At 33.9% G+C, this 24259-nt stretch carries 25 protein-coding genes; 14 read left to right on the forward strand and 11 right to left on the reverse strand.

Annotation, left to right across the window (positions count from 1 at the left end; all coding sequences use genetic code 11):
- Nucleotides 1–513, reverse strand: a complete 513-nt coding sequence (locus AC13CQ_RS06835; protein WP_456868106.1) for an acyl-CoA thioesterase — start codon at nt 511–513, stop codon at nt 1–3.
- A gap of 75 nt (nt 514–588) precedes the next feature.
- Nucleotides 589–1620: an alpha/beta hydrolase gene (locus AC13CQ_RS06840; RefSeq protein ID WP_456868107.1), complete on the reverse strand. Its 1032-nt coding sequence runs from the start codon at nt 1618–1620 to the stop codon at nt 589–591.
- 151 nt (nt 1621–1771) lie between these two features.
- Between AC13CQ_RS06840 and AC13CQ_RS06845 the strand changes: the two genes are divergently transcribed.
- The gene (locus AC13CQ_RS06845; protein WP_456868108.1) at nt 1772–2431 is read left to right on the forward strand and encodes an OmpW/AlkL family protein; all 660 of its coding nucleotides are present in this window, start codon (nt 1772–1774) and stop codon (nt 2429–2431) included.
- A 78-nt stretch (nt 2432–2509) separates the two neighbouring features.
- Here AC13CQ_RS06845 and AC13CQ_RS06850 read toward each other — a convergent pair whose 3' ends face one another.
- Nucleotides 2510–3457, reverse strand: a complete 948-nt coding sequence (locus AC13CQ_RS06850; RefSeq protein ID WP_456868109.1) for an HU domain-containing protein — start codon at nt 3455–3457, stop codon at nt 2510–2512.
- Nucleotides 3458–3562: 105 nt separating this feature from the next.
- Between AC13CQ_RS06850 and dprA the strand changes: the two genes are divergently transcribed.
- The gene (gene dprA / locus AC13CQ_RS06855; RefSeq protein WP_456868110.1) at nt 3563–4672 is read left to right on the forward strand and encodes a DNA-processing protein DprA; all 1110 of its coding nucleotides are present in this window, start codon (nt 3563–3565) and stop codon (nt 4670–4672) included.
- A 14-nt stretch (nt 4673–4686) separates the two neighbouring features.
- On the opposite strand, the gene trpS is transcribed toward dprA, so the two are convergent.
- On the reverse strand, nt 4687–5655 hold the full coding sequence (trpS, locus tag AC13CQ_RS06860) for a tryptophan--tRNA ligase (protein ID WP_335587028.1): 969 nt from the start codon (nt 5653–5655) through the stop codon (nt 4687–4689).
- Nucleotides 5656–5873: 218 nt separating this feature from the next.
- Here trpS and AC13CQ_RS06865 point away from each other — a divergent pair, with 218 nt between their 5' ends.
- Nucleotides 5874–6608 carry a lysophospholipid acyltransferase family protein gene (locus AC13CQ_RS06865; RefSeq protein ID WP_456868111.1) on the forward strand — a complete coding sequence of 245 codons (735 nt, stop codon included), beginning with the start codon at nt 5874–5876 and terminating at the stop codon, nt 6606–6608.
- Nucleotides 6609–6877: 269 nt separating this feature from the next.
- On the opposite strand, the gene AC13CQ_RS06870 is transcribed toward AC13CQ_RS06865, so the two are convergent.
- The 4 genes from AC13CQ_RS06870 to recA all read right to left on the reverse strand — a co-directional run bounded on the left by AC13CQ_RS06870 (nt 6878) and on the right by recA (nt 10794).
- Nucleotides 6878–8320: an outer membrane beta-barrel protein gene (locus AC13CQ_RS06870; protein WP_456868112.1), complete on the reverse strand. Its 1443-nt coding sequence runs from the start codon at nt 8318–8320 to the stop codon at nt 6878–6880.
- A gap of 115 nt (nt 8321–8435) precedes the next feature.
- Entirely contained in the window at nt 8436–8999 is a 564-nt protein-coding gene (locus AC13CQ_RS06875) for an RNA polymerase sigma factor (RefSeq protein ID WP_008611584.1), read from the reverse strand.
- 99 nt (nt 9000–9098) lie between these two features.
- A complete protein-coding gene (locus AC13CQ_RS06880; protein WP_335587031.1) occupies nt 9099–9551 on the reverse strand; it encodes a hypothetical protein in 453 nt (150 codons plus the stop codon).
- A gap of 235 nt (nt 9552–9786) precedes the next feature.
- Nucleotides 9787–10794: a recombinase RecA gene (gene recA / locus AC13CQ_RS06885; protein ID WP_335587032.1), complete on the reverse strand. Its 1008-nt coding sequence runs from the start codon at nt 10792–10794 to the stop codon at nt 9787–9789.
- Nucleotides 10795–11959: 1165 nt separating this feature from the next.
- Here recA and trhO point away from each other — a divergent pair.
- The 11 genes from trhO to AC13CQ_RS06940 all read left to right on the forward strand — a co-directional run bounded on the left by trhO (nt 11960) and on the right by AC13CQ_RS06940 (nt 23209).
- On the forward strand, nt 11960–12991 hold the full coding sequence (gene trhO / locus AC13CQ_RS06890; protein WP_008611587.1) for an oxygen-dependent tRNA uridine(34) hydroxylase TrhO: 1032 nt from the start codon (nt 11960–11962) through the stop codon (nt 12989–12991).
- Between the two features lie 192 nt (nt 12992–13183).
- Nucleotides 13184–14353: a PSP1 domain-containing protein gene (locus AC13CQ_RS06895; protein ID WP_008611588.1), complete on the forward strand. Its 1170-nt coding sequence runs from the start codon at nt 13184–13186 to the stop codon at nt 14351–14353.
- On the forward strand, nt 14346–14837 hold the full coding sequence (locus tag AC13CQ_RS06900; protein WP_008611589.1) for a gliding motility lipoprotein GldH: 492 nt from the start codon (nt 14346–14348) through the stop codon (nt 14835–14837). The genes AC13CQ_RS06895 and AC13CQ_RS06900 overlap by 8 nt, the downstream gene beginning before the upstream one ends.
- Before the next feature lies 1 nt (nt 14838).
- Nucleotides 14839–17184 carry a penicillin-binding protein 1A gene (locus AC13CQ_RS06905; RefSeq protein WP_456868113.1) on the forward strand — a complete coding sequence of 782 codons (2346 nt, stop codon included), beginning with the start codon at nt 14839–14841 and terminating at the stop codon, nt 17182–17184.
- 35 nt (nt 17185–17219) lie between these two features.
- A complete protein-coding gene (locus tag AC13CQ_RS06910) occupies nt 17220–17759 on the forward strand; it encodes an isochorismatase family protein (protein ID WP_335587034.1) in 540 nt (179 codons plus the stop codon).
- Between the two features lie 276 nt (nt 17760–18035).
- The gene (locus AC13CQ_RS06915) at nt 18036–18737 is read left to right on the forward strand and encodes a CoA transferase subunit A (protein WP_337901855.1); all 702 of its coding nucleotides are present in this window, start codon (nt 18036–18038) and stop codon (nt 18735–18737) included.
- A 24-nt stretch (nt 18738–18761) separates the two neighbouring features.
- A complete protein-coding gene (locus AC13CQ_RS06920; protein WP_456868114.1) occupies nt 18762–19115 on the forward strand; it encodes a four helix bundle protein in 354 nt (117 codons plus the stop codon).
- Nucleotides 19116–19153: 38 nt separating this feature from the next.
- Nucleotides 19154–19810: a CoA transferase subunit B gene (locus AC13CQ_RS06925; protein WP_456868115.1), complete on the forward strand. Its 657-nt coding sequence runs from the start codon at nt 19154–19156 to the stop codon at nt 19808–19810.
- Between the two features lie 688 nt (nt 19811–20498).
- Nucleotides 20499–20753: a DUF4212 domain-containing protein gene (locus AC13CQ_RS06930; protein ID WP_008611599.1), complete on the forward strand. Its 255-nt coding sequence runs from the start codon at nt 20499–20501 to the stop codon at nt 20751–20753.
- 7 nt (nt 20754–20760) lie between these two features.
- On the forward strand, nt 20761–22458 hold the full coding sequence (locus AC13CQ_RS06935) for a sodium:solute symporter family protein (RefSeq protein ID WP_482882758.1): 1698 nt from the start codon (nt 20761–20763) through the stop codon (nt 22456–22458).
- 76 nt (nt 22459–22534) lie between these two features.
- Nucleotides 22535–23209: a class I SAM-dependent methyltransferase gene (locus AC13CQ_RS06940; protein ID WP_456868116.1), complete on the forward strand. Its 675-nt coding sequence runs from the start codon at nt 22535–22537 to the stop codon at nt 23207–23209.
- 79 nt (nt 23210–23288) lie between these two features.
- On the opposite strand, the gene AC13CQ_RS06945 is transcribed toward AC13CQ_RS06940, so the two are convergent.
- From AC13CQ_RS06945 to AC13CQ_RS06955, 3 genes are all read right to left on the reverse strand, one after another.
- Complete coding sequence (locus tag AC13CQ_RS06945; RefSeq protein ID WP_008611607.1) at nt 23289–23591, reverse strand: HigA family addiction module antitoxin; 303 nt, start codon at nt 23589–23591, stop codon at nt 23289–23291.
- 11 nt (nt 23592–23602) lie between these two features.
- Nucleotides 23603–23884, reverse strand: a complete 282-nt coding sequence (locus AC13CQ_RS06950; RefSeq protein ID WP_008611609.1) for a type II toxin-antitoxin system RelE/ParE family toxin — start codon at nt 23882–23884, stop codon at nt 23603–23605.
- A gap of 86 nt (nt 23885–23970) precedes the next feature.
- On the reverse strand, nt 23971–24117 hold the full coding sequence (locus AC13CQ_RS06955; RefSeq protein ID WP_456868117.1) for a hypothetical protein: 147 nt from the start codon (nt 24115–24117) through the stop codon (nt 23971–23973).
- Nucleotides 24118–24259: the final 142 nt, after the last annotated feature.

Consider the following 24259-nt stretch of genomic DNA (forward strand, 5'->3'; position numbering starts at 1 on the left):
TTATTCTGTAAACAGTGCTTTAAGCTCTGTTGCTTCATTAGGTTTCATTTTTCCTGCAAGCACTAAACTCAATTGTTTTCTTCTTAGAGCGGCTTCATAACGTTCTTTTTCTAGTTTTGATTCTGGAGAAATAGGAGGAACGGTAACTGGCTTTCCTGTATCGTCTACCGCTACAAAAGTATAAATAGCTTCATTTGCTTTGCTTTTATGTCCGTTTTCTCGGTCTTCAATCCAAACATCAATATATATTTCCATAGAGCTATTAAAAGCTCTTGAGACAGATGCTTCTACAGTTACAACACTTCCAAGTGGAATAGCGCGATTAAAAGCTACGTGGTTTACAGAGGCAGTAACAGTAACCCTACGCGAATGCCTTCTTGCAGAAATACTTGCCGCTCTGTCCATTCTAGCTAATAATTCACCACCAAATAAATTATTTAACGGGTTTGTTTCACTAGGTAAAACAAGGTCGGTCATTACGGTTCTAGATTCACTAGGTGTTTTTGCTTGCATTGTTTAAATTTTATGCAAAGATATCAGCAAATACCACAATATGAAAATTGTTTTAATAAAGTTCTTCTGTACTTATTATGGATAAAATACCTTGTCTAAAAAGTTTATAATTTTATGGATAGGCTCAATGGCATCCTTTTCAAAAGAATTTCCTAAAAACTCATTACTTCCAGAATCTAAATAAGCGTGATTTCTACCTTCGTAAACCCAATATTCTACTGATTGTCCGTTTTCTTCCAATTTAGCTACATATGCTTTAATAGATTCAGGGGTGGTAGTTTGATCTTTAGAGCCTACATGGCAAAATTGAGGAGGAAGCTTTCGGTCGTTTTTCTTGGGTATGGTGTATATTGGAGAGCAAATTTTGTAATAATTAGGATTGTCTTTTACGTTAATATCTTTTCCAAAAATTCCTCTTGCCTCAGCCTCGCCCATTTGCCAAAAGAAATTACTGCTACTTTCAAAGCCATTAACACCGTCTCCCAATGCGGCAGCGTATATATCTACTGCTGGGTAACTTAATACAGCTGCTTGAACAGCTAAGGCATCGGAAGTTTTAAGCTCTTCAAGAGTTTTATTTGGAGGTAAATAAGAAGGTGTAAAACTTAATCTTCCTGCCTCAAATCCTGTTTCAGAAATATTATCTTTTGCATTTACAACCATTGCTGCCAAATGTCCGCCAGCACTATCGCCAGTTACCGCAATTGCATTTGGATTCCCTTTGTATTTGGAAATATTCTCCTTAGTCCAAAGTACAGCGCCCAGAGCATCTTCAATAATTTCATTCATGTTGGTGGTATTATTATTTGCGGTAAGTAAACGGTAATTAACATTACAAACCACATATTCGCTATGAGAAGCAATGTATTGAGACATTTCATCCATAATAGATTTGTTGTTAATAAGCCATCCACCGCCATGGTAGATAATTAGCACAGGATATGTAGCCTTTTCTGTATTAGGGGTGTAAATATCCATTGTTAAATCATATCCTTTTGGACTAGCCCATAGGATATCTTTTTCAACTGAAAAGGAATGTTTTTTGGTTCCTTGTGCGGATAGTGTGACGGTTAATAATAGTACTATTAAGTTGAATAGTTGTTTCATTTTTATTTGTTTTTGATGTTAGTAGTTGTATAAAAATACATTAATACTTTAAAGTACACATAAGAATTTTTTCTGATGATATGATTTATGTCATTAATATTTTTTAGGAGTTGTAATAATTTTACCACATAAATTTATAAATATTCAAACAATGAGAAAATTATTTTTAAGTATGGTATTTGGGGTGCTTGCATCTGGTATTGTATGTGCGCAAGAGAGTGAAGAGAAGTTGTATTATAACGATTTTCATAAATGGCAAGTAAGATTGCGTGGGATATTAGTAACTCCTGATGAAAGTGCAAATATTGGTTTAATTGGAGGTGATGCAGCTATAAGTAAGTCTTTTATGCCAGAGTTAGATTTTACATATTACTTTACTAAAAATATTGCAGCTGAATTAATTTTAGGAACAACCAATCATGATGTCAAAGCAATTAATACAGCTGTAGGCAATTTAGATTTAGGAGATGTGTGGTTACTTCCACCAACTTTAACACTTCAATACCATTGGAATGTAGAAGAAAATGTACGTCCATATGTAGGAGCCGGTTTTAATTATACTATTTTTTATAATGCAGCTAATGGTCCAATAGCCGATAATGTTGATTATGAAAATAGCTTTTCTCCAGCAATGCAGTTTGGTATTGATTTTGACATAAGCAAGCGTTGGTTTATTAATATTGATGCCAAGTACTTGTTTTTAAGTACCGATGTAGAAGTAGATGCAACTTCGGCTTTGGGAGCTGTAGTAAACGCAGAGGTAGATATTAACCCATTTATTGCGGGAATTGGTATTGGGTTTAAATTATAGTTTGAGTTAGTAGTTTGGTTATGTAAAAGAAAAGGGCTTTGAAATATTTCAAAACCCTTTTTTTATTTTTATAATTTTTTAGTCTTCTATATTTTCATCTACTAAAAGCCAAGCTTCTTTGGACTCTTCACTTTTTACTTTTCGTAAAAAATCTAAAGCTTCAGGAACTTCAGCAAAACTAGCGTATGTAACTTGGTGTAAGCCATATTTATTTTCCCCAATCCGTTCAGCCTCATATCCTCTTTCTTTAAGCTGATCTACCTTTTTATCCGCATTTTCTTCAACTCTAAAAGCACCTGCTATAATATGATATTTAAGAGGTTGTTTCTCTACTTTCAAAGTAATTGAAGGGATCTCCAAAGGAGTTGTATCAAAAAATGTAGCTTTTTGAATATCGTTTTCAATTTGCTTTTGTGCTTCTTGTTGCGCTACTTGAATTTGATTTTCTTTCTGAATATCAACAAGTTTATAACCGATAGTTCCAGCGGATAAGGCAAGTAAAAATACAGCAGCATATTTTAAGTAAGAACGATTTTTCCTACGTTCAGGAGTAAATGCTATTGGAGCTTTTTCTTCTAATGTTTCTACTTCTTTCTTCAATTCCTCTCTTGTGATGGAAGGAGATACGAAAGAAGATAGTCCAAATGAAGAAGTTAAATAGTTTAAATGGTATGAAGGTTGGAAAAGAACTTTTTCATCTTCGCTCCACCAAAGATCTCCAATATTTTTAAGGGCTATTTTTTCTTTTGAAATTAAAGATTTTCTCCAGCTTAGAACGGTAGCTTCAATCCTAGTTGATGCTTCTTCATAACTAATATTTTGCGCTTCTGCAATGTACTTTGTTAGAAGTCCGTCATTAGATTTTAATTGCTCGTTAAAGGCAATAGATTTTGATGGCGGATAGAAAGCATTTGTATTATGATGCACTTTTGCAGGTTGATACTGTGTAATAAATGAACCAAACCCAGGTACAGTTACGCATTCATATCGGTATAATAAATCGCTTATGTAATTTTCTATTCGCATAAAGCAAAGATGTAAAAAAATCGAATTGATTTGAAAATACTTTTTCAGTTTTTATCAACAGTAGAATTTTTTCTGTACTTTTATTGCTGAAAATCACATGTTTAAATGACGGATAAAGAGCTTCTTTTTTTATTAACAATTCACAGAGCGTCCAAAATAGGGGATATAACTGCCAAAAAGCTCATAAAACATTGTGGTAGCGCTGAAGAAGTTTTTAAAGAAAAGCGAAATAACCTTCTTAAAATTGATGGTATTGGAGCGCATATTTTGAGTATGCTTAACAATAAAAACAATTTAATTGATGCTGAGAAGGAGCTTCAATTTATACGAGACCATAATTATGATGTGGTTTCTTATGAAGAAGAAGAGTACCCTAGAAACCTAAAACATTGTATAGATGGTCCTATTCTTATTTTTAGTAGGGGAAATATTAATTTGAGAAAGCAGCATCAGAAAATTATAAGTGTGGTGGGAACTCGTCAAATAACATCGTATGGAATTGCTGCTTGTGAAAAATTTATTGAGGAAATAACGCCATTCGATCCAATCATTCTTAGTGGTTTTGCTTATGGTGTAGATATCTGTGCCCATAATGCTGCTATTAAAAATGAATTACAAACTATTGGTTGTTTAGCGCATGGATTAAATCAGGTATATCCCAAATCTCATGCTAAATACGTGGATTCCATAATGCAAAATGGAGGTTTTATAACAGATTTCTGGAGTGATGAGGGGCCGGAGCGAAATAATTTTTTAAAAAGGAATCGTATCATCGCTGGAATGGCAGATGTTACTGTTGTGGTAGAATCTGCTAGTAAGGGTGGGAGTTTGGTAACTGCAGATATTGCAATTTCTTATAATCGAGAAGTTTTTACTTTTCCTGGTCGCAGCACCGATAAATATAGTGAAGGGTGTAATAACTTACTTAAAAGTCAGCAAGCGCATATGTTAACCTCAGCAGCCGATTTAGTGTACATATTAGGATGGGATTTTAATGAGGACTCTAATGCCTCGGTTCAGAAACAATTGTTTGTAGAGTTGGATAGTAATGAACAAACAATTTATGATTATTTGCAGAAAAAAGAAAAGCAATTACTAGATGTAATTGCTTTGGATTGTATGATGCCAGTTCATAAACTAGCGGCTATTCTTTTATCAATGGAAATGAAAGGCGTTGTGCGTCCATTACCCGGCAAACTTTTTGAGGTAATTTAATCCCTCAAAAAGTTTTAATACCCTATTTTGCTTCGTACTCTTCCAAGGACATCATTAGCAACTTTTTTTGCCTTTTCAGCGCCTACAGCCAATACGTCATCAATTTCATTAAGATTCTCCATATAATAGTTGAAGCGTTCTCTTTCTGTGGAGAATTTATCAAGAATTAATTCGAATAATGCTTGTTTTGCATGTCCATAACCAAAACCGCCTTTTTCATATTTTTGACGCATATCTACTATTTGTTCTGGCGTTGCAAGCAATTTATAAATTCCGAAAACCTTACATGTATCTGGGTCTTTTGGAGCTTCCAATGGAGTACTGTCTGTTTCAATACTCATTACTTGTTTGCGTAATTGCTTTTCAGGGAGAAAAATATTGATAAAATTATTTCTCGATTTACTCATTTTCTGCCCATCAGTTCCTGGAATATACATGGTTTCTTCTTGTACTTTTCCTTCAGGAATAACAAAGGTTTCTCCAATTTGAGTATGCATTCTTGAGGCTACATCCCGAGTAATCTCAATATGTTGCATCTGGTCTTTTCCAACAGGAACAATCTCAGCATCATACAACAAAATATCGGCAGCCATTAGCATTGGATAGCTAAATAATCCAGCATTCACATCATCCAAACGGTCTGCCTTGTCCTTAAAAGAATGTGCTAATGTTAAACGTTGGTATGGGAAATAACAACTTAAGTACCAAGTTAGTTCAGTAGTTTGAGGAACATCACTTTGTCTGTAAAAAACAACCCTATTTATATCTAATCCACATGCAAGCCAAGCCGCAGCAACATTGTATGTATTGTTTCTTAATGTTTCTCCATCCTTAATTTGCGTTAATGAATGCATATCTGCAATAAAAAGGAAAGAATCGTTTTCTGGTTTCTCAGACATTTTTATCGCTGGGATAATAGCACCCAACAAATTTCCTAGATGTGGAGTTCCTGTACTCTGTATTCCTGTAAGTATTCTTGCCATTTTTCTATTTTAAACAGTCGCACAAAGGTATGATGTTTTACGAAAAGTATAAACCAGTTTGTTGCAAATGTTTATTTTTGATTCCGTAAAAATCCTCATTAGAGGGTATTTTATATCCAAAGTAGTTGCCTGTACAAAAGCTTGTGGATAAAGCGTAAGTTTATTAGGTAGCAATTTCTTTCATAATTATATAATATATTTGACTTAAACGTATTCGTGTGAAAATAATAATAATTAGTTTTTTACAGCTTTTATATAGAGTTTGGTTTTATTTATTAATGTCAATACCGATTGTTATTTTATTTCCAATCCTATTGATACTTACTGTTAGCGAGAAATTATATCCTTTGTTTTTTTGGATTGCAAGAAATATTTGGGCAAATTTTGTACTGTATGGTATGTTTTTGTTTCCTTCTATTAAACGCCACCAAGAAATAAAAAAGGGAGAAAGTTATATGCTTATAGGAAATCATACCTCCATGCTTGATATTTTAATGATGTTAAAAGTGTCTAAAAATCCATTTGTATTTGTAGGGAAAAAGGAGCTAGCTAAAATTCCAATTTTCGGATTTTTTTATAAACGTGTATGTATTTTGGTGGACAGAAGCTCCGCTAAAAGCAGGACAGCTGTGTATAAAAGTGCACAACGCCGATTAACACAGGGGTTGAGTATATGTATTTTTCCAGAGGGTGGGGTTCCAGACGATTTGAATATTGTTTTAGATGAATTTAAGGAAGGAGCATTTAGATTGGCTATTGAACATCAAATTCCAATTGTTCCTGTTGTGTTTTTAGATAATAAAAAACGCTTTTCATATGAGTTCTTTAGCGGCTCTCCTGGAAGAACACGCGCTATAGTTATGAAATTTTTGAATACTCATGGTTTAAAATCTTCAGATGCTACTCAGATTAAGTTACATGCTAGGCAGGCTATTTATGATCATTTATCTTAAATACAAAAATCCCCTTCCAAGTGGAAAGGGATTTTCTTTAGGTAAAATGCAATTAAGCAAATAACCTAACCAACTATTTTTAATTTTTTAAGCAGGGTTTTATTTCCCCTGAGCCTTTACTGAGTTTACCGAAGGGCTCTAAAATGGATTAAATTATTTTCCTTTGAATACCTTGTAGGTTTACCTCGAGGTAGTTTATTCTCAAAGCATGCGTCAATTCAATCAAAAAGGCGCTGCTTAGAAAAAGGTCAAATGTTATGTTTAACTTTTTAAAATTTAAAACTCAGTCCTGTATACACCCCTAAGATATATGGCGAAAAACCACCATCTTCTCTTGAAAATGTATTTAGTTGATATTTAAACATAGGCTCTAAATTGAAAAGTAGTTTGTTTGATAATTGATAGTCCAAACCAACTCCAATGTTGGTACTAAAACTTAGGTCGTTTAAATTATTAGCTTCTCCAACCTCTGTAGTTAAAGAGCTGGATTGTATAGAAACTTCATTGCTGGTTAAAAACAAAGAACTCATCCCACCAATGATATTAATTCCAAATCGTTTATCTACCAATCGGTATTTTAATTCCATTGGAACTTCAATATATCCAAACTCTTGCTTCATGCTACCTTCAGAAACATTTTCAGTCTTAGCTTCAAACTGACTATTGGAGTTCGGGCTAAAGGAAGGAGACTTATCGCTACTAGATACATTTAATGAGGTTTCGCTACTTTTAAAATCTATAGTGGAAAGCGATTGTGAGGCTCCAAAAACAGCTGGGCCAAAATTAACATCATTGGTGCTATAGCCCATGTTTACATTGTTAATACCAGAACGCACGCTTAAACGTTTACTTACATTATAAGCTACATTAATTCCGTAGCTCATATTTATAACTCCTTCTTTAGCATTGGAAGAAAATTCGCTGTTTATAGGAGATCCTTTACTTAAAGAATTATAGTAAACAGGAGCAACATTTGGATTAACTGTCCATCTTGAATTTTTAGGTTCCTTAACAGCTACCAATTCTTTCTCTTTTTCCATTTCTGCAACAACATCTAGTAAAGACTTTTTCTCGTTATTATCTTTCTTTTCAGAAGGGCTTTCATCTTTCGTATTGTTTTCTGCTATCGACTGTTTTTCTATAATGTTTTTGTTGACAGTATTTTGTTCACTCTCACTCTTACTCTCTGGAGTTGTAGTGGCAACCAAATTATTTTTAACCAAATTGGATTCTTCGTCAGGTTTTTTAGGGTTTTTTATAGCAGTATTTCCATCTGAAGAATTTTGGACTGCAATTCCAGAATTTGTATTTGTTATTGCTGTTTTAGGATTGTTACTTTCACTATTCGTCAACTTCTCTTCACTAGTTTTGTTAGCGCTATTTGCTACGGCATCATTGGTTTTTATAGTAGAATTTTCGTCAAGAGTATTTTTTCCGTTTTCTTTGTTAGTTTCTTGTTCTGTGTTTGTAATAATATTTGAATTAGGAAGAGTGTTTTCAGAAGAATTAAAAAATAAATCTCCAAATAAAATCAATAATGCAATAGCTGCTGCACCTCCAAGTTTCCACCAAATAGGAATTACTTTTCTGTCTTGCTTTGCTTTTTTGTCCAAAGAAGCATCGATGCGCTCCCACATATTTTCTGGTGGAGCAGTATCGAAGTCTTTAAACTTCTCTTGGAATAAGCGTTCTATGTTTTTTTTGTCGTTCATTTTAACTTCAATACCAATAGGTATTTTATTTTATTATTGTAAAGAAAGTGTTTTATACTGAATTTATTTTTTTAATCCGTCTTACTTTATTCACTAGCACTTTACGTTAAATGTGTTATATTTTTTTTGTTTGAATACCTCGTGGGCTTCCCCTGAGGTAGTTTTTATCTTCTTCAAGCCTATTTCTTAAAGCCATTTTAGCACGTGCTAAATTAGATTTTGATGTCCCTTCACTTATACCAAGTATTTCGGCTATTTCTTTGTGAGAATATCCATCTAGTACATATAGATTAAAAGAGAGTCGGTATCTATCTGGTAATTCTTGAATAAGTTTCAGTAAATAATCCAATGAAACATTATCGGTAGTAACCTCTACAGAGACTTCATCTTCTAAATTGTTCGGAAGCGCATCAAAAGCGCCTTGTTTTCTATATTTTTGGAGCACGGTATTTACAGTAACTCGTTTAAGCCAGCCTTCAAAAGAACCTTTAAAATTATAGGTGTCAATTTTGTTAAAAATAACCATAAAGCTATCGTGCAGATTGTCTTCTGCCTCCACTTGATTGCGCGAGTATTTGAGGCACACACTAAATAATTTTCTACTGAAAAGTTTATAGAGTTCTTCTTGTGCCTTTCTATCTTGCTGTTTACATTGCTTTATGAGTTTATCTAGACTCACTCGTAGCTAAGTAGTTTTAATCCCTCATGGAGGGTGTAATTTGCCGATGCTCTTTGCATTGAAATTAATTAATATTTTTTTGTTTGCTACCTCGTATACTTACATCGAGGTAGTAGTTTCTTCGCCTGCTTCTCTTACAGGAACCTCATAAGTAAGATATTGTTTTTCGCCATTATCATCCTCTCCAATATAAAATTTAAAGGTATAGGTGTTTCTATATCTTACTTCAAAATCAAAACTATCAGTCCCTTCTGTGTCTGTTAAGGTTTCACAATCGGTTCTATCTAGTACTGTTGCTACTGCAAAGATAGTACGTTCAGTTTCACCAGTATGATTAAACTCAAAACCATTGTAGATATGGCAATCTGTAGGTCTTAAATAAGTAAAGTCAATTGGGTATACTTTTCCATACTCGAAATATTCTGGAAAATTAGCGCTTGTAATTTCCATGGTTTCGTAGTAAAAATTTGTTGCATCATCATCCGATAAGTCACAAGAACTAAAGCTTAGCAAAGTAAAAGTGCAAAGCATTAAAACAAAAAACTTTTTCATTTTTTTATACTAATTTTCTTAGTAGATGCATTTAGGATGAAAGGGTTGCGTTTTTCCATAAAAAAATCCCGAGAAGATAAATTCTCGGGATTTCCTACCTCATAGAGGGTTTGATTCCTCAAAGCCTATTCTGACTTTACAGAAGGGCTCTGTATCGAAATGAGGTAAACTTATTTTTATTACATACTTTGAGAACTTATCTCGAAGTAATTCTTAAAGGTGTTTTACAACAGTATTAGTTATCCATTGCTTTAATGCCTTCTTTTATTTTTCCTTCTAACTCATCTAAAAGTTCAGGGTTATCTTGTAAAATTGTTTTTACAGCGTCACGTCCTTGTCCTAGTTTGGTATCGCCATAACTAAACCATGAACCACTCTTTTTAATAATTTCGAACTCAACTCCTAAATCTAGAATTTCCCCAACTCGAGAAATCCCTTCTCCATACATAATATCAAATTCTGTAGCTTTAAAAGGAGGTGCTACTTTGTTTTTCACCACTTTTACTCTAGTTTTATTACCAGAAGCCCCACCATCACTATCTTTTATTTGTGTAGAACGACGAATATCTAACCGAACTGAAGCATAAAACTTTAAGGCATTTCCACCAGTTGTTGTTTCTGGGTTTCCGAACATCACTCCAATTTTCTCACGAAGCTGGTTGATAAAAATAACCGTACATTTTGTTTTGCTGATACTTGCTGTAAGTTTACGTAGAGCCTGCGACATTAAACGAGCATGAAGTCCCATTTTGGAATCTCCCATTTCTCCTTCAATTTCACTTTTTGGTGTTAATGCAGCTACAGAATCCACAATTACAATGTCAATAGCTCCTGAACGAATTAAGTTATCGGCAATTTCCAAAGCTTGCTCTCCATGGTCTGGTTGAGAAATAATTAAATTATCAATATCAACCCCCAATTTTTGTGCATAAAAACGGTCAAAAGCATGCTCCGCATCTATAAAGGCAGCAATTCCACCAGCTTTTTGAGCCTCAGCAATAGCATGTAACGTAAGTGTTGTTTTACCAGAAGATTCTGGTCCGTATATTTCTATAACTCTACCTCTTGGATACCCGCCAACACCTAACGCAATATCCAGTCCGATAGACCCTGTTGGAATAGCATCAACATCTTCCACAACACTATCTCCCATTTTCATCACCGCTCCCTTACCGTAGGTTTTATCCAACTTGTCTAAAGTGAGCTTTAGTGCTTTTAACTTTGCATCTTTTTCCGAACTCATTTCTTTGTATTCTTTTGTTTCGTGCTAAAATACTATTTCTTTTTTCAGCATACAATTTGCCACGCAACCTTTTTATTTTTTTCGTATCTAATAAAAAATGGAAGGCTGAGTAGCCCTAAAATTAATGGGGTTTACCCATTAGTTATTGTTTTGAAGGATTAAATTTTGAATATAGAATATAATTATCAACACAAAGGAAAGATACGTCTTTTATTTTAACATTATTTGATTTTTTATGGAATATCGCAATGTCTACATATGGAAATCGAATAATCCTGCCATAGCAATTCCTTGCAATGGTAAGATGGATGGTGGCTAGCTTCGTTGTTATTGCAATGATGAATATTTTAAATATTTAATAACAACGAATTAGCTAATTAAAGAGTTTCAGTAATTATTGAAGCTCTTTTTTTTGGTATTAAAACGAGAAATTCGAGAGAGAATTGGATAAGTCAGAAGTCGGAAGTTCGAAGCCCGAAGTAAAAAGTTACGCTGTTACGAAGAAAAAAACTGCTTATTGAACGCTTTTTTTATTGAAAAATTTAAAAATTGAAGTATTGAGAAAGAGAGAAGTCTGGAGTTGGAAGGAAACAAGAATAAAGAGAAGAAAATATAGATTTTTCTTGACTCTTGATTCCTGACTCTTGATTGAAAAGAGAGAAGTTGGAAGTCCGAAGCCCGAAGTAAAAAGTTACGCTGTTATGTAGTTACGATGTTACAAAGAAAAAAAACTGCTTATTGAACATTGAACACTGCATTCTGTCTCCCAACTCTCGACTTCAGACTTCGGTTTTCATTTCCTCATTTCCAAATTTATAACTTTGTCCCTCTGCCACTTTGAACCTTTGCCACTTTGAGTTGAAAGTAAAAATGTTACGCTGTTATGTAGTTACGCTGTTACAAAGAAAAAAACTGCTTATTGAACATTGAACACTGCATTCTGTCTCCCGACTCTCGACTTCGGTCTTCTGACTTTTTTCATTTCCACATCTTCAAATCAGCAAATTTATAACTTCACCCCTTTGCAAATCTACAACTCTACAATTTTACCAACTGCCAACTGCTTACTGAACACTGAACCCAGATTTCCTCCTAAAATTAAAAATCCTTACTTTTGCAAAAATATTAATGAAACAAATTCTTTAACTTAAAAAATTGGTATAGCATGCAACTGTACAATAAATTAAGCGCAGAAGAAAGAGCGGCACTTATTGAAGAAGCCGGAAAAGAGCGCCTTACAATTTCTTTCTATAAATACGCTAAAATTGGAAATCCACAAATTCTTAGAAATCATTTGTTCTTAGCTTGGGACGAATTGGAGGTGTTAGGAAGAATTTATGTGGCAAAAGAAGGGATTAACGCACAATTATCGGTCCCTGCAGAATTATTTAACGACTTTAAAAAACATTTAGATTCGATTTCTTTTTTAGAAAACGTACGTCTTAATATAGCTATTGAGCATGATGACTTTGCTTTTTTAAAGCTAAAAGTTAAAGTGCGTGATAAAATTGTAGCAGATGGGTTGAATGACGATGCTTTTGATGTTACCAACAAAGGAATTCATGTAGATGCGGCTACTTTTAACGAGCTTATAGAAGATCCAAATACCGTTTTGGTGGATATGCGTAATCATTACGAAAGTGAAATAGGTCATTTTAAAAACGCCATTACACCAGATGTAGATACTTTTAGAGATTCTTTGCCAATTATAGAAGAAGATTTAAAAGAGCATAAAGAAGATAAAAACCTTGTAATGTATTGTACAGGAGGGATTAGATGTGAGAAAGCTAGTGCTTATTACAAACATAAAGGGTTTAAAAATGTTTTTCAGTTGGAAGGCGGAATTATTAATTACGTACGTCAAATAGAAGCCAGTAAGCTTGAGAATAAATTTATTGGGAAGAACTTTGTTTTTGATGAGCGCCGTTCAGAAAGAATTAGTGAAGATATTATAGCACATTGTCATCAATGTGGAAAAGCTTGTGATACACATGTAAATTGTGCGAACGAAGCGTGCCATTTATTGTTTATTCAATGTGAAGAATGTGCAGCAAAGATGAATAATTGTTGCTCAACAGATTGTATGGATATTGTAGCTTTACCTTATGAAGAGCAAAAAGCGCTTAGAAAAGGAAAAGCAGTAAGCAATTTAATTTTTAAGAAAGGAAGATCGGAAGTGCTAAAGTTTAAAGAATAGCATAAGATTTTTCTTATATTTAGTTTTCTATTTCTGCTGAATTTTAAATTTTAAGATTGTAGAAATTTTAAACAGACTAAAAATAGTATCTTTACGTATTGAACTGGTTAAAAACTAGTTTATAAGTGAAGTATTTATGAACCTTAACCGAAGTGCTTTTAAGGAAGTTTCTTCGGTTCAATATATAAAATTATGGGATGTAGCAGTTGTTCAACCGGTAAGGATGGGCAACCACGTGGGTGTAAGAATAACGGTACTTGCGGAACAGATGGTTGTAATAAACTTACCGTTTTTGATTGGCTTTCTAATATGTCGCTACCCAATGGCCATGAGCCTTTTGATTGTGTCGAAGTTAGATTCAAAAATAGTAGAAAAGAGTTTTTCAGAAATAAAGAAAATTTAACCCTTTCCATCGGAGATGTGGTGGCTACAGAGTCTTCTCCAGGGCACGATGTTGGTGTTGTAACGCTTGTTGGAGAGTTGGTTAAAGTACAAATGAAAAAGAAAAAAGTAGATTTTAAAGATGAAAATCTACCAAAAATCTATAGAAAAGCCTCACAAAAAGATATTGATATTTGGCAAGCGGCAAGAGACCGTGAAGCAGCAGTTCAAAAGAAATCTCGAGAATTAGCGATTAGTCTTCAACTACAAATGAAAATCTCGGATGTAGAATTTCAAGGAGATGGTTCTAAAGCTACTTTTTATTATACTGCCGAAGAACGCGTAGATTTCCGTCAGCTTATAAAAGATATGGCACGCGCTTTTAGTACTCGTATTGAAATGCGTCAAATAGGATACCGACAAGAAGCTGCCAGACTTGGTGGAATTGGTTCTTGTGGGAGAGAGTTGTGCTGTTCTACTTGGTTAACAGATTTTAGATCGGTGAATACAGCTTCGGCTCGCTACCAACAGCTTTCTTTAAATCCGCAAAAGTTAGCAGGACAATGTGGAAAACTTAAATGTTGTTTAAATTATGAGCTCGATGCTTATTTAGACGCTTTAAACGATTTCCCTAGTCAGGAGCAACGACTTAAAACTGAAAAAGGAGAAGCTGTTTGTCAGAAAATAGACATTTTTAAGCAACTTATGTGGTTTTGTTACGAAGGGCAATGGGCAAATTGGTTTGTATTAACTACAGATCAGGTAAGAGAAATCATCAGTCTTAATAAAAAGAAACAACCTGTTGCTGGACTTGAAGAATATGCACTTGATTTAACTGCAGATACTAAAACAGAGTTTGAGAACGTTGTAGGACAAGATAGTTTAACACGTTTTGATAAGCCTAAAGCATCTAAAGGGCGTAGCAAAAATAAAAAAAGACGTACTAACAACAACAGAAGGAAAAGGTCTAATAATGCATAAGCGACTTGTTTTTTTAAGTCTTATGGCTTTAATGTTTGTAGCTTGTAGTTCCGATGCGAATGTTTTTGGAGAATATAAGCCTATTAAAAATGGATGGGATAAGAATGAAAAAGTCTCTTTTGAGTTTCAACCTAAAGATACATTAAATGCTTATAATCTTTTTATCAATCTAAGAAACGACGATAGTTATAAGTTTAGTAATTTATACCTAATAGTTAATTTAGATTTTCCAGGAGGAAAAACTGTTTCCGATACTTTGGAATATGAGATGGCAAAACCTAGTGGGGAGTGGCTTGGTAAAGGATTTTCCTCTTTAAAGGAAAGTAAGCTTTATTACAAAGAAAATGTTGTTTTCCCTACTATGGGAACTTATAATATTGCAATTGAACATGCAATGCGAAAAAATGGAACTGTAGAAGGAATAACATCCTTAAAGGGAATTACAGACGTAGGTATAAGTATAGAAAAATCAGCTGAAAAATAAAATGGCAAAGAAAGTATCAAACAAAAAAGCTAAAAATAAAAATCAAGGTTTTAGAAAATATATCTTATGGTTTTGGCGACTCTTCGCAGCAGGAATTCTCTTTGTAGTACTTATATTTTTACTAGCCTCTTGGGGAGTTTTTGGGAAATTACCTTCATTTGAAATATTAGAGAACCCACAAACAAACTTAGCTTCAGAAATTATATCTTCAGACGGAAAAACCTTAGGAAAATATTATTTAAATGATAATAGAACGCCTGTTGATTTTGAAGAATTGCCTAAACATTTAGTAAATGCTTTAATTGCTACTGAAGATGAACGTTATTACGATCATTCGGGGATTGATGCTTGGGGAACACTTCGTGCTGCTGTGTTTTTAGGAACTCGAGGTGGAGCAAGTACAATTTCTCAGCAGTTAGCAAAACAGTTGTTTACCGAGCAGGTTTCTTCAAATATTGTTGAACGGATTATTCAGAAAATTAAAGAATGGATTATTGCTATTCAACTAGAAAAACAATATACCAAAGAAGAAATTATTGCCATGTATTTCAATATTTACGATTTTGGTAATAATGCTGATGGTATTCGTTCTGCAGCACGTATTTATTTTGGAGAAGAACCTTCAAACTTAAATGTAGAGCAATCTGCAATGCTGGTTGGAATGTTTAAAAATTCATCGCTTTACAACCCTAGAAGAAATCCTGTTGGGGTAGAGAATAGACGAAATGTAGTGTTGAATCAGATGTTTAAAAATGAATTTTTAAATGAACAAGAACGCGATTCTCTTGCTGCAATTCCTTTAGAAATAGATTACCATCCAGAATCTCACCGAGAAGGGATAGCTACGTACTTTAGAGAGTATTTAAGAGATTGGTTGAAGCAGTGGGCTGCCGATGAAGATAATTACCGACCTGATGGCGAGAAATACAACATCTATCTTGATGGGTTAAAAATATTTACAACCATAGATTCTAGAATGCAAGCCAATGCAGAAGAGGCGGTAAGTGAGCATATGAAGCGTTTGCAAGCGGAATTTTTTGTGCAAAATACAGACAAGCGTAATCCAACAGCGCCATTTTTAGATGTAACTCCTGAGGAGACAAAACAAATTTATAACCGTTCGATGCGTCAATCAGAGCGTTGGAGACACATGAAATACGATCTTAAAAAACCTGAAAAAGAAATCATAGCTTCCTTCAAGAAAAAAATTCCAATGGAAGTTTTTACTTGGCAGGGAGAAAAAGATACGGTAATGTCTCCTTTAGATTCTATAAGGTATTATAAATATTTCTTGCGTACTGGAATGATGTCGATGGAGCCACAATCTGGTCATGTTAAAGCATGGGTTGGAGGAATTAACTACAAACACTTTCAATACGATCAAGTAAAACAAGGTCGCCGTCAAGCGGGTTCTACTTTTAAACCTTTTGTTTATGCTACGGCAATAGACCAATTGCATTTATCGCCTTGTGATGAATTTCCAGATATTTATACCTGTATCGAAGCTAATAAATACGGGAATATTTTACCATGGTGTCCTAAAAATTCCAATGGTAAGTATTCTGGAGATATGTACACCTTAAAGTATGCTTTGGCAAATTCTGTCAATACAATTACTGCTAGGTTAATGGATAAAGTAGGACCACAACCAGTGGTTAATCTTATTAAACGTATGGGGGTAGAGGCTACTATACTTCCTGTGCCTTCTATTGCTTTAGGAACCCCAGATATTTCGGTTTATGAAATGGTAGGTGCCTTTGGAACTTTTGCAAATCAAGGGGTGTATGTTAAACCAGTTATGATTACTCGTATTGAAGATAAAAATGGAACGGTTTTATATGAATCGGTTCCAGAAACTAGAGATGTACTAAGTAAAGATGTTGCTTATACTACCGTAAAATTAATGGAAGGAGTAACAGAATCGGGTTCTGGAGCAAGGTTAAGAGGAACTTGGCGTAAAGATATACAAGTTTATAAAGAGATTATTACGGGGTATCCATATGATTTAAAAAATCCTATTGCTGGAAAAACTGGAACAACTCAAAATAATTCCGATGGTTGGTTTATGGGAATGGTGCCAAACTTAGTAACTGGAGTATGGGTAGGTGGAGAAGATAGATCAACGCATTTTAAAAGTATAACCTATGGACAAGGAGCAAGTATGGCATTGCCTATTTGGGGACTTTACATGAAAAAATGTTACGCGGATGAAGATTTAGGAATTTCTACTGCTGCATTTGAGAGACCAGAAGATTTAAGTATCCGTGTGGATTGTGATGAACCAGCAGAGGCAGATCAAGATTCTATTAAAGTAGATTATAATGAGGGGGTAAATATCGATTTTTAATCCCCTCTAGGAATAGCTTTATAACATAAATTCTAATGAAGGCATTATTAATAGTAGATGTTCAAAACGACTTTTGTACTGGCGGAGTTTTGGCTGCAAAAGGCGGGGAAGAAGTAGCTCCAATTATTAATAAAATAGCTCCAAATTTTGATTTGGTAATTGCTTCTAAAGATTGGCATCCTATTAAAACAAAACATTTTGATAAGTGGCCGCCACATTGTGTGCAAGAAACGCATGGAGCAGAATTTCATTCCGATTTAAACACAGCAAATATTGATTTAGTTGCTTTAAAAGGAACAGGTACTATAGACGATGGCTATTCTGCTTTTGAAGCTACTAATATTAATCTTACCTCTTTTTTAAAACAAAATAAAATTGCCGAGCTCTATGTAAGCGGTATTGCAACCGATTATTGTGTATTGTCTTCTGCATTGGATTCGGTAAAAGAAGGATTTAAAACCTTTGTTGTAACAGATGCTATACGCGGGGTTAATGTTAATCCAAACGATTCGGAAATAGCATTACAGCAAATGAAAGAAGCTGGATGTATTTTAATTGCTTCTGAAGAGATTTAGGGGTATTAGTTTATATAATTTTTTATCTAGAAGCATATTTTAATCCCTTATAGAGGGGCTAATTCTCCAATCCCTGCCCTAAGTTTATCTAAGGGCTTTGCGTTGAAATAAGTTAAATATGTTTCCTTAGAATACCTTGCGGGTTTGTCCCGAGGTAGTTGATTACTTTCAATTTTTCGATACAAGAATTGGTCAATTCAATATTATTCACACATTATTAAAATATAATTTCTATTTTCTTGAAATATTCGTAATTTTCATCTAAAATATTACGAAATGATTAATAAGAAAGTAACATCTGTAGATGAAGCGCTTCAAGGAGTAAAAGACAACATGACTTTTTTGCTTGGAGGGTTTGGACTTTGTGGAATTCCTGAAAATAGCATTAATAAATTGGTAGCGTTGAATGTAAAAAATTTAACGTGTGTTTCTAATAATGCTGGGGTCGATGATTTTGGTCTCGGACTGTTACTTCAAAAAAGACAAATTAAAAAAATGATTTCTTCCTATGTTGGAGAAAATGATGAGTTTGAACGTCAAATGTTGAGTGGGGAGTTGGAAGTAGAGCTTATTCCGCAGGGAACTTTGGCAGAAAGATGTCGTGCTGCCCAAGCTGGAATTCCTGCTTTTTATACTCCAGCAGGGTATGGTACCGAAGTAGGAGAGGGGAAAGAAAGCAGAGTTTTTAACGGGAAACCTCATATTTTGGAACATGCTTTTGAAGCTGATTTTTCTTTTGTTAAAGCGTGGAAAGGAGATGAAGCTGGAAATTTAATCTTTAAAGGAACCGCTCGCAATTTCAATCCTGTTATGTGTGGTGCTGCAAAAATTACCGTTGCTGAGGTTGAAGAGCTTTTGCCAGCAGGAAGTCTAAATCCTAATGAAATACATATCCCCGGAATTTTTGTACAACGTATTTTTAAAGGTGAAAAATATGAAAAACGGATTGAACAATTAACTGTTAGGAAGAAAGAATAAATTTTATAATTTGAAAATTTGAAAATGAGAAATGACAAAGAAAATTTTATAGTTAATCACTCATTCAAGTTTTCACTTGCTATTATTCAATTTTCTGAAGAACTAAGAGGATTGTATAAATATGAAATGGCATCCCAAATTTTTAGATCTGGTACATCTATAGGAGCAAATATTGCTGAAGCACAAAATGCAGAAAGTAAAGCCGATTTTATACATAAGTTTAAAATAGCAGCTAAAGAAGCTGATGAGGTGAAATATTGGTTGAAATTATGTTTAGCGTGTCCTTATTATCCATGTCTAGATGGAATATTATTAGACGATTTGAAATCGATAATATTAGTAATAAGTAAAATTATAGCTACGAGTAAAAACAAGTAATTTTCAAATTACCTCATTTACTAATTAACAAATTAATTATGAGTTTAAATAAAGAACAAATAGCGCAGCGTATTGCCAAGGAAGTTAAAGACGGGTATTATGTAAATTTAGGAATCGGAATCCCTACGTTAGTTGCTAATTATGTACGGGATGATATTTCGGTAGAATTTCAAAGTGAGAATGGCGTTTTGGGAATGGGACCATTTCCTTTTGAAGGAGAAGAAGATGCTGATATTATTAATGCAGGAAAGCAAACCATTACTACGTTAAAAGGAGCTTCTTTTTTTGATTCTTCTTTAAGCTTTGGGATGATTCGTGGGCAACATGTAGATTTAACTATTCTTGGAGCAATGGAAGTGGCGGAGAATGGCGACATTGCCAACTGGAAAATTCCTGGAAAAATGGTAAAAGGAATGGGAGGAGCAATGGATTTGGTAGCTTCCGCAGAAAATATAATTGTTGCTATGATGCATACCAATCGTGCTGGAGAGTCTAAGTTATTAGAAGAATGTTCGCTTCCGTTAACGGGGGTTAAATGTGTAAAAAAGATAGTAACTAATCTTGCTGTTTTGGAGGTAACTAAAGATGGATTTCTATTGTTAGAACGAGCTCCTGGGGTTTCTGTTGATGAAATTAAAAATGCTACAGCTGGGAGGCTTATTGTTAATGAAAACACGCCAGAAATGGTTTTGTAAATCAATTATTAGGGTTTAACTCCTTGTAGTTTGTCTTATGTTTGCTTAAACTCTCTGTGTATAAATGAGTTAAATTTATTTTGTTTGAATGCCTACTGTCTGGGCTTACCAAGATAGTGTTAAGAACAGTTTTTTTAAAAGTGTATTTCATCGAATTTTTATATCTCTATATCCGATAATTCATTATTTATTTTAGATTTGCCACCGTCAAAAAGAGATTATTGTGTTAAAACACATAAAATTTTATTTTGACAACAAGATTTGAGAGATTCACAACAAAAATGTGTTTTTCCCAAGGAAGTGTTATAGTTTCATGTTCCTAAAGTCATAAAAATATTACTAACCTACTTAATTATTAAAATAATGACAGACCATGCTTTAACCTATGAAGACAACCAACAAAGTCAATCATTCTTTAATGTTTTAAGTGCAAATGTTAAAGGAACGATTACATTAATGAAAAGTTTAATGTTAATAGCCAAAAAACTTTTAATGTTCTAAATGCCCCAAAAAAGAACATTTCCCCCACTAGTTTTTGCTAATTAAAAAAGAGGTAACAGTTTTGTTGCCTCTTTTTATATACAATTATCTGTTAAATTGTTAATTTGATAATATTTTAATCTTCAAGAAGTCAAATTTTTAATTTTTTAATAAAAAAAATGTATTATTGTTTTTAAAATGATAATATATGAGTCAGCTTACTAAAGAAAGGTATTGGAAAGAGAATTTAAAATACCTTTTCATCTTACTTTCTATATGGTTTTTAGTCTCCTTCGGATTTGGAATTATTTTAGTAGACGAGTTGAATAAAATCAAGCTTGGTGGTTTTAAATTAGGCTTTTGGTTTGCTCAGCAAGGATCTATTTATGTTTTTATTATTCTGATTTTAATATATGTCGTTTTAATGAATCGATTGGATAAAAAATACAACCTAAACGAATAAACTACCTATGTCAGTTCAATTACTAACCTATCTACTTGTTGGAATTACCTTTGCGTTATATATTGGAATAGCTATTTGGAGTCGCGCAGGATCTACCAAAGACTTTTATGTTGCTGGAGGAGGGGTTTCTCCTTTAGCAAATGGAATGGCAACAGCCGCCGATTGGATGTCTGCTGCCTCTTTTATTTCCATGGCTGGAATTATTTCTTTTGCTGGTTATGATGGATCTGTTTTTTTAATGGGGTGGACAGGAGGTTATGTTTTGTTGGCATTATTATTAGCTCCTTACCTCAGAAAATTTGGAAAATTCACTGTGCCAGATTTCATTGGCGACAGGTATTATTCTAAAACAGCACGTTTAGTAGCTGTGGTATGTGCTCTTTTTGTTTCTTTTACCTATGTAGCTGGTCAGATGCGGGGAGTGGGAGTGGTTTTTTCTAGGTTTTTGGAAGTAGATGTCAATACTGGGGTCTATATTGGAATGGCAATTGTTTTGTTTTATGCCGTTCTCGGTGGAATGAAAGGTATTACTTACACCCAAGTAGCTCAATATTGTATTTTAATATTTGCTTTTATGGTTCCTGCAATTTTCATTTCTATTCAAATGACGGGAAATCCAATCCCACAATTAGGATTAGGGGGACAACTTGCAGATGGAACGTATTTATTAGACAAATTGGATGGACTTCAAGCAGAATTGGGATTTCATGAATATACTTCAGGGTCAAAATCCAAAATTGATGTGTTTTTTATTACCGCTGCCTTAATGATGGGGACTGCGGGATTGCCACATGTAATAGTTCGCTTTTTTACAGTTCCAAAAGTAAAAGATGCTCGTAAATCGGGACTTTATGCCCTTCTTTTTATAGGAATATTGTATACTACAGCGCCTGCAATTGCAGTTTTTGCTCGTACTAATTTAATTCAAACAGTGAGTAACCAACCTTATGGGAGCATGCCCGAATGGTTTTCTAAATGGGAAGCTACTGGGCTATTAACTTTTACTGATAAAAATAATGATGGCACCATACAATATGTTGCAGATACAACTATTAATGAGCTTGAAATAGATCGAGATATTATGGTGCTCGCCAATCCAGAAATTGCAGACCTACCAAATTGGGTAATAGCATTATTAGCTGCTGGAGGTTTAGCTGCTGCATTATCTACTGCAGCCGGATTGTTATTGGTGATATCCTCTTCTGTATCGCACGATTTACTTAAAAAGATGGTCATGCCCGATATTAATGAGAAACAAGAATTGTGGGCTGCTAGAGGCGCTGCATTAGTAGCCGTTTGTGTTGCAGAATATTTCGGGATTCATCCACCAGGCTATGTGGCTTCTGTTGTTGCTTTAGCTTTTGGTTTAGCGGCAGCTTCATTTTTTCCAGCTATTGTATTAGGTATTTTTTCTAAAAGAATGAACAAAGAAGGAGCAATAGCAGGAATGGTTGTAGGACTTGCTATTACCTTGTATTATATTGCTCGCTTCAGATTACATTGGATTGGAACGATTAATACTTCTGAAGAAAAAGATTGGTGGTTTGGAATTTCACCTGAAGGATTTGGTTCTATCGGAATGATTTTAAATTTTGTTACAGCAATTATAGTATCTAGATTTACCAAAGCTCCGCCTAAGGAGATAGTTGATATTGTTGAAGATATTCGTATTCCTAGTGGTGCTGGAGAAGCGGTCTCACATTAGTCGCTCAGCATAAGAGGTGTTTTTTATTTTTATGCTTTTGTTTAGTTGTGCTATCTTGCTTTAAAGTTTTTACCGAGTGAAAAGTAAGCGTATTACTACTAAAACTAAAAAACCATGGCCAACAAAAGATGCTATGGAACAGATCTATACATTAAATCTTTGGGGAGGTAATAATGCTGATTATTATTCTGGGGAGGGCTCTCATCGTCCAGAAATAGTAAAACCTTATATTGAAACTATTCAAACTTTCTTAAAGTCTTTTGATTTTCCTCCTGTGGTATGCGATTTAGGGTGCGGCGATTTTAATGTAGGGAAATATTTAGTAAAGTACACTAAAAGGTATATTGGAGTAGATATAGTTGAAGGACTTATTAAACGGAATCAAGAAGTTTTTACTCAAGATAATTTAACTTTTGAATGTTTGGATATTGCAACCGATAGTTTGCCTACTGCCGATATTGTTTTAATTAGGCAAGTGCTTCAGCATTTATCAAATAAAGAGGTTCAAAGTATAATAAGTAAATTATCAGCTTATAAATATGTTATTCTAACAGAGCATCTACCTAACGGTAGTTTTGAGCCCAATAAAGATATTATTTCTGGACAGGGAATTCGACTTAAAAAGCAGAGTGGTTTGAACTTATTGATACCTCCCTTCAATTTAAAAATAAAAAAAGAGAAACAATTACTATCAACTCCCTTAAAAGAAGGCAAAGAGGTTATTGTTACTACTTTATATGAAATGAGTTAAATATGTTTTCTTTGAATTTCCACCGAAGTAGTTGATTTTTACTTCCTAATTATTTTATGCAAGCCGTAGTTGCTTGCTTTTAAATAATGTTTTTATTTTCGAAATGTTTTATTTCGTTCAGTTCCAATTCTTTCGATTCTTTTTCTTCCTCAATATCAAAATCGTCTTGAATTCCAAGCCAGAATTTTGCAGAATTTCCAAAATATTTGCTCAATCGTAAAGCTGTGTCCGCAGTAATTCTGCGATTTCCTTTAATGATTTCCGAAATTCGGGTTTGCGGAATTTTCAAGTCCTTGGAAAGGCGGTATGCGGTGATTTCCAATGGTTCAAGAAATTCGTAATTCAAGATTTCTCCAGGATGTACATTTGCTAACTTTCCCATTTTTATATTTTTTAATGATAATCAATTATTGCAACTTCGCTTGCATTTCCTTTTTCCCATACGAATACAATTCGCCACTGTTTGTTAATCCGAATGCTATAAAATTCGTTTAATTTACCAGTTAGTTTTTCAAGTCGGTTTGACGGGGGAATTCGCAAATCTGTAATATCCTGCGAGTTATTCAACATTCTCAACTTTCGACGTCCGAGACTTTGAATTTCAATCGGCATTTTTTTGACTCGCATTCCGTTCCAAATTTGTTCGGTTTCTTTAGAGCCAAAGGATATAATCATAGTTTTGTGTTACGTTACTAACGTTAAAAGTAAGTATTAAATTTGATTTCTCCAAATGCTGCCTAACTCCTTAAAAAAGTTAATTACTAAACTTTTTTAATTTTACCTATTATAAGAAGTCCAGCTCCAATTCCTGTACTTGCTCCAATCCAAAAACCTTCTATATTCATAAAAAAATAAGTTGCAAGACTTAGAAGAAGAATGATTAATCCTACTATTTGTACTTTAATCATTTCAATTTATTTTTTTGAAGTAAAAATGTTTGAAACTAAAAAAGAGGTTTTTTGAAAAAGTAATATGTAGTTGTCGAACTGAGCTTGTCGAAGTTTCACAACTAACCCCAAAAGAATCCCTCGACAAGCTCAGGATAACATT

This window comes from Galbibacter sp. L-19, assembly GCF_056857615.1.